This window comes from Kribbella flavida DSM 17836, assembly GCF_000024345.1.
GTDB lineage: Bacteria > Actinomycetota > Actinomycetes > Propionibacteriales > Kribbellaceae > Kribbella > Kribbella flavida.
In genome coordinates this window covers 5,941,969-5,955,099 of sequence record NC_013729.1, presented here as the reverse complement: position 1 = coordinate 5,955,099, position 13,131 = coordinate 5,941,969, and the positions used below count along the sequence as shown (strand labels likewise).

Sequence of the window (13,131 nt, the reverse complement as noted above, 5' to 3'; positions counted from 1 at the left end):
CCGTGGGCTGGGTCACGGTGTGGTTGACGTGCTGGAGCGCGACTTGGTTGGCAGCGGCGCCGGATCGGGCCGTGGTCACGCGTTGGCGTGCAGGGCTTCGTTCAGCGTGATGCCCTCGCCCTGCCGGGGGCGCGCCTCGACGGCGCCGGTGACGGAGTTGCGCAGGAACAGCAGACCGGGCTGGCCGGACAGGTCGCGCGCCTTCACCACGCTGCCGTCGGGCAGCGTCACCTTGGTGCCGGCGGTGACGTACAGTCCCGCCTCCACCACGCAGTCGTCGCCGAGCGAGATGCCGATGCCGCCGTTGGCGCCGAGCAGGCAGCGCTTGCCGATCGAGATCACCTGCTTGCCGCCGCCGGACAGGGTGCCCATGATCGACGCGCCGGCGCCGATGTCACTGCCGTCGTCCACCACCACACCGGCGACGATCCGGCCCTCGACCATCGAGGTGCCGAGGGTGCCGGCGTTGAAGTTCACGAAGCCCTCGTGCATGACCGTGGTGCCCTCGGCCAGGTGCGCGCCCAGCCGGACCCGGTCCGCGTCGCCGATCCGGACCCCGGACGGGACGACGTAGTCGGTCATCCGCGGGAACTTGTCCACGCTCGTCACCGACAGGTGCAGCCCGCCCGCGCGGGCCCGGAGCCGGACCTGCTCCACCTCGTCGACCGGGACCGGGCCGTGCGACGTCCAGGCGTTGTTCGGCAGGGCGGCGAAGATGCCGTCCAGGTTGACACCGTGCGGGCGGACCAGCCGGTGCGAGAGCAGGTGCAGCCGCAGGTAGGCGTCCGCCGTACCGGCCGGGGCCGCGTCCAGCGCGATCTCGGTCTGCAGCACCTCGCGGCGCACCTTGCGCAGGTCGTCGTTGCCCTCGGCAGCGATCAGCTCGGCCGGCGCCTTGGCGTCCTGCGGTGCCGTGCCCAGCTCGGGCGCCGGGTACCAGACGTCGAGCACCGAGCCGGACTCGGTGACGGTGGCGAGGCCGAAGCCCCAGGCGTGCGCGGCAGTCTCAGTCATGCCCAAAGCCTGCCAGACGCCGCCCACCGGTTCTAATCCGTGCGCACCAGGCGGACACAGCGTGATTGACTTCTGTGTTGTCGAGGTGAAAGGAGTTCTCGCTGTGCTGCCGGTGTGGATCGAAGCCGTCGAGTCGGCTGTGCTCAAGTCCACGGGGGCTCCCGATCGGGAAGAACTGGCCGGGGAGCTGCTCCGGCAGTGGGGATCCTCCGAGGTGTGGCGGCTGTCCTACGGGCTGCGCAGCGTGATCGCCAAGCGCGGCAGCGACGCCCAGGCCGGCGAGGGGACGGCGTACGAGCGGTTCGTGCGGCCGCTCCGGCTGCCCGCGCCCGAGCTGATCGACCTGGCGCGGACCGACGACGCCGTCCTGCTGGTGCTGGCCGACGTGGGGCGGGTGACGCTGGAGCTCGAGCCGAGCGCGGAGGGTTTCCTGGCGTCGGTGGACCTGCTGGCACAGATCCGCTCGGCGCAGGTCGCGGGGGAGAGCGACTTCGGGCCGGAGCGGGTGCTGGAGCTGGCGGACCGGATCGGTACGCCGGCCGCGGGACTGCGCGACGCGATCGAGACCCGGTTGCGGCCCGCACTGGCCGACCTGCACCGCGACGTACCGGCGGCCGTCGTGCACGGGGACTTCGTGCCGAAGAACCTGGTCACCGACGGCACCCGCTGGACCGCCGTCGACTGGCCGCTGGCCCACCTCGCGCCGCAGCTCTCCGACCTCTACACCCTGCTCCGTGATGCCGTTGCCCTAGGCCACGACCGCGAGCCGTTGATCAACCGCTACTGCGAGGCCGCCGCCGCCGACCCCGAGCTGGTGCACCACCAGACCCTGCTCGGCGGTTGTACCTTCGTTCTCCGGGCCCTGTCCTGGGTCGTCGAGGAAGGTGTGCACACCGTCCCTTCCTCGACCGACTGGATCGCCCCTCTCGCGACCGAGCTCGAAGACCTGCTGGGCAACCTCCGATGAACCTCCTGATCCTCGGTGGCACGAAGAACCTCGGCCGGCACGTCGTCGAGGCAGCCCTGCGCGACGGCCACGAGGTCACCCTCTTCAACCGCGGCCGAACCGCCCCGCACCTGTTCCCCGAGGTGCGCCGCATCACCGGCGAGCGAGCAGCGCCGGACGCCCTCGCCGGTGCCGAGTGGGACGGCGTGATCGACCTGTCCGGCCTGCTGGTCCACGACGTTCGCCGCAGCGCCGAGGTGCTGAGGGACCGGGTCGGCCACTACACCTTCATGTCCTCGATCGCGGTCTACGCGGACAAGGTGCTGCCCGGCCAGACCGAGGACGCCGCGTTGTTGTCCTGGCCGCCGGACGCACCGGAGAACGTGTTCACGATGGACCTGTACGGCCCGTCGAAGGTCCGCGCCGAGCAGCTCCTCACCACCCGGTACGGCGACCGCACCGCGGCCGTCCGCTCCGGCTTCGTGGTCGGCCCCTACAACCCCGACTTCGGCAACTGGGGCGAGGCCCTGGCCACCGGCGGCACCCTCGAGTGCGCTGCCCGCCCCGACCAGCCCATCCAGTGGATCGACGCCCGCGACCTGGCCGACTTCCTCCTCCTGGTCACCATCAACCGCCTGCCCGGCCCCTTCACCGCCGTCAGCTCCACCTGGCGGATGGCAGACCTGCTGGACGCCTGGCACTCCGTCGTACCAGCCGACCTCCCGATCGACTGGACCCCCGAGGTGGACCGCTTCCACCTACCCCACGACGGCTCCAACGACGGGACCTTCCAGCTCGCCAACAACCGTGCCGTCGCTGCCGGGCTGCGCCTCCGACCACCCACAGCAAGCGCCCGCGACTACCTCCACTGGATCCGCCAAGGCAACACCCCACCACCGCCTCCGCACTAGCAGTTCGGCTACTTCTTCGGGCGGGGTGGCTTCTTCGGGGCCGACGTGGCGCGGATGTGGAGCTCGGTGCGGAGGGTGACGGTGGACGGCGGGCGGCCGGGGGCGGCGATGCGGTCCTTGAGCAGCAGGCCGGCGGTGCGGCCGAGCTCGTAGGTGGGCTGCGCGACGGTGGTGAGGCTGGGGACGACCAGGTCGGCCCAGGGGATGTCGTCGAAGCCGACCACGGCGATGTCGTCGGGGGCGCGGAGGCGCTTCTTGGCCAGGCACTCCAGGGCGCCGACCGTCATCAGGTTGTTGGTGACGAACAGCGCCTCGGGCGGTTCGGACAGCTCCAGCAGGCTTTCCATCGCGGCGTAGCCGCCGGCCTCGCGGAAGTCGGCGTGCCGGACCAGGTCCTTGTCGTAGCGGATGCCGCCGCCGCGCAGGGCCGCGCGGTACCCGGCGAGGCGGTCCATCGCCGTACTCACCCGGCGTGGGCCGGTGATGCAAGCGATCCGCCGGTAGCCGCCGTCGATCAGATGCTTCACGCCCTCGGCGGCGCCGTGCTCGTTGTCGACCAGCACGGTGTCGGCCTCGACGCCTTCGACCCGGCGGTCGATCAGCACCAGCGGCGTTCTCGCCTCGGCGAGCTGCTGCACCCCCTCGGCCGTGCTGGTCGGGGAGATCACCACCCCGGCCATCTGCTCGGTCAGCACCGCCGACGCGTACGCCGCTTCCTTGGCCGGGTCCTCGTCGGAGTTGCACAGTACGACGTGGTAGCCCTCGGTCTGGGCGACGTCCTCCAGCCCCCGGACCAGCGAGGTGAAGAACGGGTTCTCGATGTCGGAGATGACCACGGCCCACAGGTTCGTGCTCGCCCGGCGCAGGTTCCGGGCCACGCCGTTCGGCCGGTAGCCGAGCTCGGCGACCGCCGTGCGGACCTTCTCCGACAGCTCCGGGTCGACGTTGCGGCGGCCGCTCAGCACCCGGGAGACGGTGGCCGGAGACACGCCGGATCTACGCGCGACGTCGTAGATCGTCGTCATGCTCACTCCCCGGTGCACACCCGCCGGCCGTCTGGACGGCACTAGGGTCTCACGGGTTGGGCGGTGCGACGGCGAGTGGTGACGCTTCTGTTTCCGGGGCGCCCCCGACCAGGACGGAGCCCAGCAGATCCTCGGCCTCGGCCCGCCCGGGAGCGGAGGCGGCGGCGCCGTTGACGGTGGTCGACAGGGCGCCCGCCGCGTTCGCCAGGCGTACCGCGTCCGTCAGCGGCGCGCCCTCCGCCAGGGAGGCCGCGAGCGATCCGCAGAAGGCGTCGCCGGCCCCGACGGTGTCGACCGTCGCGACGCGGTGCGGCGCGACCCGCAGCTCGACGCCCGCGGTCCGGTCCAGCACGAACGCTCCCCGCGAACCGAGCGTCACCACGCAGCCGCGCAGGTCCCACTCGTCGGCCAGCTTGCGCGCGATCGCCGGGACCTGCGACTCGTCGTCGCAGTCGAGTCCGGTCAGCGCGGCGGCCTCGACCTCGTTCGGGACCAGGATGTCGACGTACTCCGTCAGCGACGCGTCCACCGGCCCGACCGGCGCGGGGGTGAGGATCGTGGTGACGCCCGCGGCCGAGGCGAGCCGGAGGGCAGCCCGGCTCGCCTCGACCGGGAGTTCGAGCTGGACGCTCAGCACCCGGCTGCCGGTCAGCACCTCGCCGGCCGCCTCGATGTCGGCCGGGGTGATCGCCGCGTTCGCGCGGGACACGATGATGATCGAGTTGCTGCCGTCCGGCAGGACCAGCGGCAGCCCGACGCCGGTCCCGAGCTCGGGGTGCCGGACCACCCAGCCGGTGTCGACGCCGTCGGTGGTCAGCAGGTCCAGGAACTCCTCGCCGTACCGGTCGGCGCCGATGGTTCCGACGATGGCGGTCCGGGCGCCCATCCGGGCCGCGGCGATCGCCTGGTTCACGCCCTTGCCGCCGAGGAACTCCGCGAACGCCGTGCCGTGCAGGGTCTCCCCGGGCAGCGGCCGCCGGTCCGCGCTGGCGACCAGGTCCTTCATGAACGAGCCGAGCACGCACACGTCGTACCGGGTACGCCGGAGGCGCGGCATCGGTCCGGTCATGGGGCCTCCCGGCCTGGACTGAGGAGTGGAGGGAGCCCGGTCATGGGGCCTCCCGGCCTGGACTGAGGAGCGGAGGGAGCGAAGCGACTGGAGTGACGAGGGAAGGGCGGGAGTTCCAGCCCCATGACCCGCCGCGCCGGAGGCGCGGCATCGGTACCGTCATGGGGCCTGCTCCCCGGAGCCGAGCAGCCGGGCGCCGAGCGTGCCGGACGGATGGAACCGGGCGAAGTCGTGGTGGGTGAACTCCCGCAGGACGACGAGGGCGCAGGCGAGTGCATCGCCCATCACCAGTGCGGCCGTGGTCGACGCGGTCGGCGCGAGGTTGAGCGGATCCGCCTCGCGCAGCACCATCGTGTCCAGCGTGTACGTCGCCAGCTGGGCCAGGGTGGAGTGCTCGGCGCCGGTCATCGCGATCACCGGGATCGAGCGCTCGGCGAGCATCCGGGCGAACGCGCACACCTCGGCGGTCTCGCCCGACGCGGACAGCGCCAGCACCAGGTCGCGCGAGGTGACGGCGCCGGAGTCGCCGTGCAGCGCGTCGCCGGCGTGGATGAAGGTGGCCGGGGTGCCGGTGGAGGCCAGCGTCGCGGCGATCTTGCGGCCGACCAGGCCGGACTTGCCGAGGCCGGTGACGACCAGGTGTCCCTGGCAGCCGGCCACCGCGGTCAGCACGTCGAGGAACACGCCGTCGAGGCGGTCCGCCAGGGCGGAGACGGCCGCGGCTTCGGTCTCGATCGCGCTGCGCGCCGCCGCAAGTCCCCGGGTGACCAGGTCACGAGGAAGCTCGGCCACCCCCGCGCCGACGGCTGCGCCCGGGGCGGACCCGTTTGCCTGCGCGCCGACGATCGGGGCGGACCCATGGGCCTCTGTGCCAACGTCCGCGGCCGGAGCGGACCTGGCGGCCTGGGCGCTGACGGCTGCGGCGGACCCGGGCGCCTCGGCGCCGTCGGCGAGCTGCTGCCGCTCGGCGGCGGGGCGGTCCGCGCGGTTCGGCACTACTGGCATCCTGACCCGCTTCCGGTCTGCTCTCAGAAATCGATTTCCGAAGCGTAGGCAGCGTCGGTGCGCAGTGTCAACGGCGGCAACCCGAGCAAAACAAGGCGTGTTGCTTTGTCCGGTCAAACTCGTGACCGCTGCGCTCTTGACCGTCCCGGACCTCGCTCGTAGATTGCGTGAAATCGATTGCCCAGATCCGGAGCGCGACCCCCTGGAGCCCGCGATGCCCGCACCCTCCTTTCCCAACAGGCCGATCAGCCGGCGTTCGGTGCTGCGCGGCGGCCTCGGCGCGCTGGCCGCCTCGGCCGCCGGCGGCTCCCTGCTGACCGCGTGCGGAGGTGACGGCAGCGGTGGTGGAGGCGGCAAGGAGCTGTCGTTCTGGAACTTCTACGGCCCGTCCGACGACGGCGGCCCGCAGAGCAAGTGGTTCGTCGACATGACCGAGCAGTGGAACGCCAACAACGACGTGAAGGTGAAGCTGCGCTACATCCCCGGCAAGGACTACCTGAACGGGACCACCCTGCAGACGGCGTTCCAGTCCGGTGAGGGCCCGGACATCTTCCTGATCAGCCCCGGCGACTTCCTGCGGTACTGCAACGGCGGCGTACTGCAGGACCTGTCCTCGGCGCTGCCCGCCGAAGCCAAGGCCGACTATCTGCCCGGCCTGCTGGAGGCCCGCTCGGTCGATGGCAAGGTCTACGGCCTGCCCATGGAGATCGAGCCGCTCGCGATGTACTACAGCGAGGCGGCCTTCACCAAGGCCGGCCTGTCCGAGGCCGATCTGCCCAAGACCTGGGAGCAGACCCTCGCGGTCGCCGAGAAGCTGACCGGCAAGGACCGGTACGGCGTGATGTTCGAGACGCTGCCCGGCTACTACCAGAACTTCACCTGGTACCCGTTCCTCTGGCAGGGCGACGGGACCCCGATCAAGGACGGCAAGGTCGCCTTCGACTCGCCGGCCGCCGTGCAGGCGCTGAAGTTCTGGCAGGACTCGATCAAGACCAAGGTGGCGCCGCGCAAGGCGCTCGGCGACGGTGGCGGCGACGTCGTCTCCAACCTCGGGTCCGGTGCGGTCGCGATGCAGCAGAGCGGCATCTGGGCGGTCGCGGACCTGCGCACCAAGGCGAAGAACGTCAAGTACGGCATCATTCCGCTGCCCACGCCGCCCGGCGGCAAGCCGGCCACCGACCTCGGCGGCTGGGCGTTCGTGGCCAACTCCAAGGGCAAGAACCCCGAAGCCGCGGCCAAGTTCATCACCTGGGCGCTGGGCTCGACCGATGCCGAGGGCATCGAGCGGCAGCGGCAGTGGAACACGGTGGTGAAGACCAACGTGCCGCCGCGCACGTCGGTCCAGCAGGCCGCCGACGCGAAGGGCGCGTTCGCCGAGGGCGTGCTGAAGCAGTTCGTCGGCGAGATCGCGCCGACCGGCCGGCCCGAGCCGCGGTTCCCACCGGAGGTGTACCAGCCGATCGCGGACGCGATCCAGGCCTGCCAGCTGAACGGAGCGGACCCGGCCAAGGCGGCGGCCGACGCGGCGCAGCGGATCGACACCTTCCTGCAGACCTACCAAGGCGCGCCCATCAGCTGATGGCGACCACGACAGCGCCCCCGTCCAAGCCGCCGGTGCGGGTGCCACCGACCCGCGCCAAGGCGCCGATGACCCGCAGGCGACGCGAGGCGCTGGCGGCGTACGCGTTCCTGGCGCCGGACCTGCTCGGACTGCTCGCGTTCGTCGCGGTGCCGATGGTGCTCGCGCTCGGCGTCGCGTTCTTCAAGGTCGACGGCTTCGGCAACTACCAGTACGTCGGGCTGGCCAACTACCGGCTGATGGGCAGCGACGACCAGCTCTGGGCGTCGCTGAAGATCACCGCGATCTACGTGGTCAGCTTCGTGCCGATCGCGTTCGTGATCAGCTTCGGGCTGGCGATGCTGGTCCGCAACCACTTCCGCGGCATCGGCTGGGTCCGGTCGGCGTTCTTCCTGCCGCACGTGGTCAGCCTGGTCGTGGTCGGCCTGATCTGGCAGTTCCTGCTGGTCGACAAGCGCGGCGCGGTGTCGAAGCTGCTGGCGCCGTTCGGGCTCGGCGACGTGTCGTTCCTCGGCACGCCGTCGCTCGCGCTCGGCACGTACGTGGTGATCAGCGTCTGGTTCGTGATGGGCTACCAGATGCTGGTCCTGCTGGCCGGGCTGAAGGACGTGCCGAAGGAGCTCGAGGACGCCGCCCAGATCGACGGGGCGTCGGCCTGCCAGCGGTTCCGGTTCGTGATCCCCCGTTGCTGCGGCCGACCAGCTTCTTCGTGGTGGTCAACTCCACCATCGGCGCGGTCACCGGCCTGCAGGCGTTCGACCTGGTCTTCGTGCTGACCAAGGGTGGTCCGGCGCGGGCCACCAGCACGGTCGTGCTCTACATCTACGAGCAGGCCTTCACCTTCAACAACCTCGGGTACGCCGCGGCGCTGACCACCGTCGTGGTGGCGATCCTGGTGCTCTGCACCGGCCTGATGTTCGCCTTCACCAAGGGAGGCCGTTTCGATGAGGACTAGGTTCTTTCCCGTCCTGGCGCACGTCCTGGCGCTGGTCGCGGTCGCGCCGTTGCTGTGGGTGCTGGTCAGTGTGCTGAAACCGGCCGAGGACGTGTTCTCGTTCGGCTGGCCGTCGAGCTGGACGCTGGACAACCTGCAGTACGTGCTGCTGAAGTTCCCGCTGCCGAGGTTCCTGCTGAACAGCGCGATCGTGTCGGTGGCGGTCACCGTGATCGCGCTGTTCTTCCACTCGATGGCGGCGTACGCGCTGGCCCGGCTGCGGTTCCCCGGCCGCGCACTGATCTTCTCCGGCATCATGTCGACGCTGCTGGTGTCGCTGCCGGTGATCCTGGTGCCGTTGTTCCTGGTCGCCAAGCAGCTCAACCTGCTGGACAGCTACGCCGGGCTGATCGTGCCGAGCATCTTCCATGCCTTCGGCATCTTCCTGCTGCGGCAGTACTACCTGAACATCCCGCGCGAACTGGAGGAGGCGGCCGACCTGGACGGCTGCGGCTACTGGCGCCGGTACTGGAGTGTCATCCTGCCGCTCAGCCGGCCTGTGCTCGCGTCGCTGTCGGTGCTGTTCTTCCTGGCCAACTGGAATGCCTTCCTCTGGCCGCTGACCATCACCCGCAACCCCGACCTGCGGGTGGTGCAGCTCGGCATCTCGGGGCTGCAGGGTCAGTACGCCTCCGCGTGGAACCTCATTCTCGCCGCCGCGGTGATCGCCGCGATCCCGACCGTCGCGGTCTTTGTCGCCGGCCAGAAACGCCTGGTCGACGCGATGAAGACCACTGGCCTGAAGTAGCCGGCTGGATCAGGGCCAGGGCGCCAGCTCCGGGAGGTCGCCGGTCAACGGGCCTCGGGGACGGCGGCCTGCCATCCAGGCGGTCACGTCGGTGAGCCGCCCTGCGACCACAGTGTCGGTGCCGGAGCCGTGGGCCCAGTGGACGTCTGGAGTCTGCAGGACCAGGCGGACTCCCTCAGGGACGCGCGGCTGGAGGAACTCGAGCAGGTGCAGGCAGAAGGCCTCCGACCAGTCGTCGGTGGTCGGGGCGAGGGCCAGGTCGGCCGTGTGCACCTCCAGCTCGCGCCAGCCGGTGTAGACGGTGTCCGCGAGGGTGCCGTCGCGGTGCTTGACCGGTCGGCTCCAGTCGTCCACCCGCTGCCAGGCCGCAAGCAGCTCGGCCGTTGCCCGCTTCGCGTGGTTCCGAAGCTCCTCCGCAGAGCGCCGGGCGCCCGCCTCGATCGCCGCGTCCCGGGCCGGCCGGCCGCCGTCGTAGAACTCGACCAGCCGCCCGGCGAGCGCCTGCTCGACCTGCCGGGTCATCGCGTCGCTGAAGTTCGCCAGGTGTGCGATCACGTGCGCCCGGGACCAGCCGGGCAGCGCCGACGGCGCCCGGACGAGGTCGTCGTCGACTCCGGCCAGCACCTCGTTCAACCGCTCGACCGCAACCGGCACCTCGGGTCTCAGCATGTCGCTCCTAACGGTAGATCTGTATCGTGTCGTTAGGACCCTAGGGCACGCCCTCATACGGCAGCAACCGGCTTTCCCATTAGACTGCGGGGTATGGCGCTCGCTCTGGACCTCGCGGCCACTGTTGGCCACGACGGCCACGGCGGCATCGCGGACAGCTTCGCCGACGACGCCGGCGTGACCGCCTGGCTGCACCGCACCGCGCCGCAGGTCACCGAGCTCGTCGGGCATCCGGTCGACCTCCCCGGGCCGGCTTCGGTACGCCCGGCGCTGATCGACCTGCGCGTTGTCGTCCGCAATCTCTTCGCGCGGGCGATCCGTCCGGCGCCTCCGACCAAGGTGGAGATCGCCGACCCGCTCGAACCGGGCACCGCGCTGCAACGCCTCAACCGGATAGCCGACCAGCTCGGTACTCCGCAGCTCACCTGGCCGGACGACGACCCCGCGCCGGCCGTCACCTGGTCGGCGCGCACGTCGGACCCGGTGCTGCTGCTCACCGGCGCGGTCGCCCGCTCGACCATCGACTTCCTCACCGGACCCGACCTGGCCCGCCTGCGCGCCTGCCCGGCGGCACGCTGCGTCCGGTACTTCCTCCAGACCGACCCGCGCCAAACCTGGTGCTCCCCGGCCTGCGGCAACCGCGAACGCGTCAACCGCCACTACCGCAAACGCACCACCTGACCCCCTGCACCTCCCGCAGCCCCACCCCGCGCCGCGGCGTACCCCGGCGTACCCCGAGCGACTTTGAGCACCCACCAGCCGTTTGTGGCGGGGCGGTCGATGGCTGGCAGGTGCTCAAGGTGGCGGTGGGAGGGGTGGGCGTCGAGGCGTGCTGGGGTGAGGGGTCCTCGTGCGGGGGTAGGTGGGGTACTGCGGTTTCGGCGCGGCGACCTTGGGCGCCCGCCAGCCGTTTGTGGCGGGGCGGTTGGTGGCTGACGGTGCTCAAGGTCGGGGCGGAAGGGGTGCGCCACGGCGGGGGTAGGGGGTACTGCGGTGCCGGCGCGGCGACCTTGGGCACCCGCCAGCCGTTTGTGGCGGCGGTTGGTGGCTGACGGGTGCTCAAGGTGGGGGAGAGGGGCGGGCGTAGAGATGTGCGGGGTGAAGGGGTGAGTGGTCCTCGTGCGGGGGAGGTGGGGTACTGCGGTGCCGGTGCGGCGACCTTGGGCACCCGCCAGCTGTTTGTGGCGGCGGTTGGTGGCTGGCGGGTGCTCAAGGTGGGGGAGGGAGGGCGGGCGTCGTGTACGAGGGGTGGGAGGGGAAGCTTTAGCCTTGGGGGATGAGTGTTGCGCGGTTCAAGGACCTGTGTGTGGACGTCAACTGTCCGAGTGTGATGACGGCTTTCTGGGGGCAGGTGCTGGGGCTGACGCCGCCGGCCGACAACCCGGAGGTGCTGGTCGGGGGCCGGCCGGAGCAGACGATCTGGATCAACAAGGTGGCCGAGCCGCGGTCGGTGAAGCAGCGGGTCCACCTGGACGTGCACACCACCGCGATCGAGGAGCTGGAGAAGCTCGGTGCGAAGGTGCAGAGCCCGATCAGCGACGAGCAGCCCTGGGCGGTGATGGAGGATCCGGAGGGTGGGGAGTTCTGCGGGTTCGTGCGGGACAGCGCTCCGGAGTACCGGGTGATGGAGCTGGTGGTGGACTCGGCCGAGCCGGAGCGGCAGGCGCGCTGGTGGGCCGAGGTGGTCGGCGGCGACGTCGCGCACGACGAGGGCAAGCCGTGGTGCTGGCTGGAGAACGTGCCGGGCATGCCGTTCAAGTACTGGGTGTTCGTGCCGGTGCCGGAGCCGAAGACGGTGAAGAACCGGATCCACTGGGACGTCACCGCGGACGCCCTGGAGCCGGTGCTGGCCGCGGGTGCGACACTGCTGCGGCCCAAGGACGGCGAGATCGGCTGGCACGTCTGCGCCGACCCCGAAGGCAACGAGTTCTGCGTGTTCCTGCCGTCCTGAATTGCCGCGCCTCCGGCGCGGCAAGTCATGGGGCTGGGACTCCCGCCCTCCCCTCGTCGCTCCGGTCGCTTCGCTCCCTTCACTCCTCAGTCCAGGCCGGGAGGCCCCATGACCAAGCTTGATCTGACCGCAACCAGTCCCGAGCTGACGGCGGCGCTGGTCGACGTCTCGTCGGTCAGCGGGACCGAGGAGGAGCTGGCGGACGCGGTCGAGGCCGCGTTGTCGGCGTACGGGCATCTGAAGGTGTTCCGGCACGGCAACACCGTGGTCGCCCGGACCGACCTGGGCCGGGCCGAGCGGATCGTCATCGCCGGGCACCTGGACACCGTGCCGCTGAACGGCAACCTGCCGTCGCGCCGCGCCGACGGGCTGATCCACGGGCTCGGCGCCTGCGACATGAAGGGCGGGGTCGCCGTCGGGCTGCGGCTGGCCGCGACCCTGGCCGACCCCAACCGCGACGTCACCTACATCTTCTACGACTGCGAGGAGATCGAGGCCGAGCGCAACGGCCTGTTCAAGCTGTCCCGGTCGAACCCGGAACTGCTCGAAGGGGTGTTCGCGGTGGTGATGGAGCCGTCGAACGCGGTGGTCGAGGCCGGTTGCCAGGGCACGATGCGGATCGAGGTGACCACCCGCGGCGAACGGGCCCACTCGGCCCGCTCCTGGATGGGCCGCAACGCGATCCACGCCGCCGGCGACGTGCTGGCCCGGCTGGCGGCGTACGAGCCGCGGCGGGTGCCGATCGACGGGCTGGAGTACCGCGAGGGGCTGAACGCGGTCGGGATCAGCGGCGGGGTCGCCGGCAACGTCGTGCCGGACCTGTGCACGGTGTCGATCAACTACCGGTTCGCGCCGAACCGGTCGGAGGCCGAGGCCGAGGCGCACCTGCGGGAGGTGTTCGAGGGGTTCGAGGTCACCGTGACCGACTCGGCGCCGGGTGGCCTGCCGGGGCTGGAGCGGCCCGCGGCGGCGGCGTTCCTGCAGGTGGTGGGCGGCGAGCCGAAGCCGAAGTTCGGCTGGACCGACGTGGCCAGGTTCTCGCTGCTCGGCGTACCGGCGGTGAACTACGGGCCGGGCGATCCGCTGCTCGCGCACAAGCAGGAGGAGTTCGTGCCGGAGGCGGAGATCGAGCAGTGTGAACAGCGGTTGAGGACTTGGTTGACAGCCTGAGCGGCGGCGCGGTGGCGCGGACCCGAGCCGAGCCGCCGCACTAATCTGGG

General features: G+C 71.1%; 14 protein-coding genes. 9 read left to right on the top strand and 5 right to left on the bottom strand.

The window, feature by feature from the left end; genetic code table 11:
- Nucleotides 1-75: 75 nt before the first annotated feature.
- Complete coding sequence (gene dapD / locus KFLA_RS27380) at nucleotides 76-1,014, bottom strand: 2,3,4,5-tetrahydropyridine-2,6-dicarboxylate N-succinyltransferase (protein ID WP_041290547.1); 939 nt, start codon at nucleotides 1,012-1,014, stop codon at nucleotides 76-78.
- Nucleotides 1,015-1,075: 61 nt separating this feature from the next.
- On the opposite strand from dapD, the gene KFLA_RS27375 reads away from it, so the two are divergent.
- Together KFLA_RS27375 and KFLA_RS27370 are read left to right on the top strand one after the other, a co-directional pair.
- A complete protein-coding gene (locus tag KFLA_RS27375) occupies nucleotides 1,076-1,981 on the top strand; it encodes a phosphotransferase family protein (RefSeq protein ID WP_237706612.1) in 906 nt (301 codons plus the stop codon).
- On the top strand, nucleotides 1,978-2,871 hold the full coding sequence (locus tag KFLA_RS27370) for a Rossmann-fold NAD(P)-binding domain-containing protein (protein ID WP_012923082.1): 894 nt from the start codon (nucleotides 1,978-1,980) through the stop codon (nucleotides 2,869-2,871). The genes KFLA_RS27375 and KFLA_RS27370 overlap by 4 nt, the downstream gene beginning before the upstream one ends.
- A gap of 8 nt (nucleotides 2,872-2,879) precedes the next feature.
- On the opposite strand, the gene KFLA_RS27365 is transcribed toward KFLA_RS27370, so the two are convergent.
- The 3 genes from KFLA_RS27365 to KFLA_RS27355 form a co-directional block, all read right to left on the bottom strand.
- Nucleotides 2,880-3,896: a LacI family DNA-binding transcriptional regulator gene (locus KFLA_RS27365; RefSeq protein WP_012923081.1), complete on the bottom strand. Its 1,017-nt coding sequence runs from the start codon at nucleotides 3,894-3,896 to the stop codon at nucleotides 2,880-2,882.
- Nucleotides 3,897-3,945: 49 nt separating this feature from the next.
- A complete protein-coding gene (locus tag KFLA_RS27360; protein WP_012923080.1) occupies nucleotides 3,946-4,965 on the bottom strand; it encodes a ribokinase in 1,020 nt (339 codons plus the stop codon).
- A gap of 159 nt (nucleotides 4,966-5,124) precedes the next feature.
- Complete coding sequence (locus tag KFLA_RS27355; RefSeq protein WP_420167156.1) at nucleotides 5,125-5,970, bottom strand: KpsF/GutQ family sugar-phosphate isomerase; 846 nt, start codon at nucleotides 5,968-5,970, stop codon at nucleotides 5,125-5,127.
- A gap of 214 nt (nucleotides 5,971-6,184) precedes the next feature.
- Between KFLA_RS27355 and KFLA_RS27350 the strand changes: the two genes are divergently transcribed.
- Genes KFLA_RS27350 through KFLA_RS27340 form a run of 4 tightly spaced genes read left to right on the top strand, consistent with a single transcriptional unit; the run spans nucleotide 6,185 to nucleotide 9,291 of the window.
- Nucleotides 6,185-7,549, top strand: a complete 1,365-nt coding sequence (locus KFLA_RS27350; RefSeq protein ID WP_012923078.1) for an ABC transporter substrate-binding protein — start codon at nucleotides 6,185-6,187, stop codon at nucleotides 7,547-7,549.
- Nucleotides 7,549-8,325, top strand: coding sequence for a carbohydrate ABC transporter permease (locus KFLA_RS27345; RefSeq protein ID WP_202797031.1), 777 nt, complete (start codon nucleotides 7,549-7,551; stop codon nucleotides 8,323-8,325). Before KFLA_RS27350 ends, KFLA_RS27345 begins: the two co-directional genes overlap by 1 nt.
- On the top strand, nucleotides 8,262-8,504 hold the full coding sequence (locus tag KFLA_RS38480; protein WP_202797030.1) for a carbohydrate ABC transporter permease: 243 nt from the start codon (nucleotides 8,262-8,264) through the stop codon (nucleotides 8,502-8,504). Before KFLA_RS27345 ends, KFLA_RS38480 begins: the two co-directional genes overlap by 64 nt.
- Nucleotides 8,494-9,291 carry a carbohydrate ABC transporter permease gene (locus tag KFLA_RS27340; protein ID WP_012923077.1) on the top strand — a complete coding sequence of 266 codons (798 nt, stop codon included), beginning with the start codon at nucleotides 8,494-8,496 and terminating at the stop codon, nucleotides 9,289-9,291. Before KFLA_RS38480 ends, KFLA_RS27340 begins: the two co-directional genes overlap by 11 nt.
- A 9-nt stretch (nucleotides 9,292-9,300) precedes the next feature.
- Here KFLA_RS27340 and KFLA_RS27335 read toward each other — a convergent pair whose 3' ends face one another.
- A complete protein-coding gene (locus tag KFLA_RS27335) occupies nucleotides 9,301-9,960 on the bottom strand; it encodes a maleylpyruvate isomerase family mycothiol-dependent enzyme (RefSeq protein ID WP_012923076.1) in 660 nt (219 codons plus the stop codon).
- 93 nt (nucleotides 9,961-10,053) lie between these two features.
- On the opposite strand from KFLA_RS27335, the gene KFLA_RS27330 reads away from it, so the two are divergent.
- The 3 genes from KFLA_RS27330 (at nucleotide 10,054) to dapE (ending at nucleotide 13,081) form a co-directional block, all read left to right on the top strand.
- Nucleotides 10,054-10,641 carry a CGNR zinc finger domain-containing protein gene (locus KFLA_RS27330; protein ID WP_012923075.1) on the top strand — a complete coding sequence of 196 codons (588 nt, stop codon included), beginning with the start codon at nucleotides 10,054-10,056 and terminating at the stop codon, nucleotides 10,639-10,641.
- A gap of 595 nt (nucleotides 10,642-11,236) precedes the next feature.
- A complete protein-coding gene (locus tag KFLA_RS27325; RefSeq protein ID WP_012923074.1) occupies nucleotides 11,237-11,911 on the top strand; it encodes a VOC family protein in 675 nt (224 codons plus the stop codon).
- A gap of 108 nt (nucleotides 11,912-12,019) precedes the next feature.
- Nucleotides 12,020-13,081 (top strand): succinyl-diaminopimelate desuccinylase, encoded by a 1,062-nt coding sequence (gene dapE, locus KFLA_RS27320; protein ID WP_012923073.1) that lies wholly within the window; start codon nucleotides 12,020-12,022, stop codon nucleotides 13,079-13,081.
- The last annotated feature ends 50 nt before the right edge of the window (nucleotides 13,082-13,131 follow it).